Annotated in this window: 1 protein-coding gene and 1 pseudogene; one reads left to right on the top strand and one right to left on the bottom strand. The window is 63.1% G+C overall.

Translation table 11 applies throughout. The features are described 5' to 3' along the window. Positions 1–283: pseudogene (locus tag B3D39_RS15850) on the bottom strand (IS66 family transposase); the annotation flags it as partial. A gap of 229 nt (positions 284–512) precedes the next feature. Here B3D39_RS15850 and B3D39_RS15845 point away from each other — a divergent pair. Then, positions 513–1,868 carry an IS1380 family transposase gene (locus B3D39_RS15845; RefSeq protein ID WP_286789866.1) on the top strand — a complete coding sequence of 452 codons (1,356 nt, stop codon included), beginning with the start codon at positions 513–515 and terminating at the stop codon, positions 1,866–1,868. Positions 1,869–1,904: the final 36 nt, after the last annotated feature.

The raw sequence follows: 1,904 nt of genomic DNA, 5'->3' as shown, positions 1-1,904 counted from the left end.
CGGCGGCGATGGCCTCGAGGGTGGTCTTGAGATAGGCGAAGGGCTCGACGCCGTTGATCTTTGCGGTCTCGATGAGCGACGCGATGCGTCCCCAAGCGCGCCCGCCTTCATCATGTCCGGCGAACAATGCGTTCTTCCTGTTCAGAGCGATGGGCCGGATCAAGTTCTCCACGCTGTTGGAGTCGATCTCCACCCGTCCATCGTGCAGGAAGGTCTGGAGCCCGTCCCAGTGCCGGTGGATGTAAGCGAGCTTCTCGCCCAGACGCGACTTGGCGGAGACACGCAGACTGTAGGGCGGCGCGAAGCGCTGCGCACTGAAAATTGGTTTTCTTCGAAAAAACCAGCACTCGGTGCCCATAAGATTGCGCACTGTTTGCGCAATAGTTTGCGCGCTTTTCCCATGACTTTGCGCTTTCAACCCGCATTCCCCAAGTAATCCGGTGATTTAGCTGTCTTGACTGTGAGTTTTTCGTTATGAATGATGGCGTTGATGGCTACAAAGGGCGCGGTTCATGGATCACCCGAAGGGTGCGGGCTTGCAGCGGGCAGATCGGGTGGATTTCGACCCTCGTGTACGGCTGGAATTCCGCGGCCCGCAGCTCAGTTCGGACGGCGGCCTTCTGGTGATGCGTGAACTGGATGCCGTGCTCGGGCTGTCGGGTCTTGCGTCTGCGGTACTGCGCGATAGCCGCACTGGCAAGAACACCGTCCACCGGCTTGACGGTCTGTTTCGGCAGTCGGTCTTCGGGCGGCTGGCCGGATACGAGGACGTCAACGACGCTGACCAGCTCGCGCTCGACCCCGTGATGCGGCAGGTCGTTGGAGGGCGCGCCGTCGACGCGCAAGCGGCCTCGTCCTCGCAGATGGGCCGGTTCGAGACCGAGACCCTGGCCTTGCCCGAGAACCGGGCGGCGCTGGCCGATCTGAACGGCCAATGGATCGACCGGTTTCACGACCGTAACGGTCTCAAGTATATCGTGCTGGACATGGACAGCTCGGTCAGCCCCACCCATGGCGATCAGGAGGGGTCCGCCTGGAACGGGCATTTCGATTGCACCTGCTATCACCCGAACTTCCTGTTCAACCAGTTCGGCATGCTGGAACGCTGCGCCCTGCGCAATGGCAACGTCCACAGCGCCGATGGCTGGAAGGATGTCCTCGATCCGGTCATCGCCCGCTACGCTGGGCGCAAGCTTGGTGGGCGCTTCTTCCGCGCCGACGCCGCCTATGCAATCCCCGCGATCTACGCCCGCCTTGAGGAGGCAGGGTATTTCTACGCCATTCGGCTACCCGCCAACGCTGTCCTGCGCGAGAAGATCGCGCATCGGCTGACCCGGCCCGTGGGGCGACCCTCCCAGACCAAGGTCAAGCGCTTCTTCGAGGATTTCGAGTATCAGGCGGCCTCCTGGGACAAGGAGCGTCGGGTGATCGCCAAGGTCGAGTGGCATCCGGGCGAGCTGTTCCCCCGGGTGGGCTTCATCGTCACCAATCTGCCGATGGAACCGGGCTGGATCGTGCGCTTCTACAACCAGCGCGGCACTGCCGAGCAGCACATCAAGGAGGGCAAATATGCCTTTCGCTGGACGCGGCTGTCATGCAAGCGGTTCCGCGACAACGAGGTGCGGCTGCAACTGCACGCGCTGGCCTACAACCTGGCGACCTTCCTGCGCTGCATCGAACTGCCCGAAGCCATGGCCGACTGGTCGCTGACCAGCCTGCAGCTCAAGCTGATCAAGATCGGGGCCCGCGTAGTGCGCCACGCCCGCGCCATCACCTTCCAGCTGGCCGAGGTGGCGGTCACCGGCCCGATGGTCCACACCATCCTCGCTGCGATCCGCCGCCTTCGGGCGCCTCCGTCATGCGCGTGACCGCGATCCAGGCCAAACAGAACGAAAGCGGCTCGG

Source organism: Thioclava sp. UBA3469 (assembly GCF_002378135.1).
In the GTDB taxonomy this organism is placed as follows: Bacteria; Pseudomonadota; Alphaproteobacteria; order Rhodobacterales; family Rhodobacteraceae; genus Thioclava; species Thioclava sediminum.
Note: the sequence above shows the minus strand (reverse complement) of the source record. Positions and strands in the feature narration are given on the sequence as shown.

Excerpts from the sequence above, each read along its gene's own strand:
- B3D39_RS15845 (WP_286789866.1), top strand. The coding sequence starts at position 513 with ATGGATCACCCGAAGGGTGCGGGCTTGCAGCGGGCAGATCGGGTGGAT.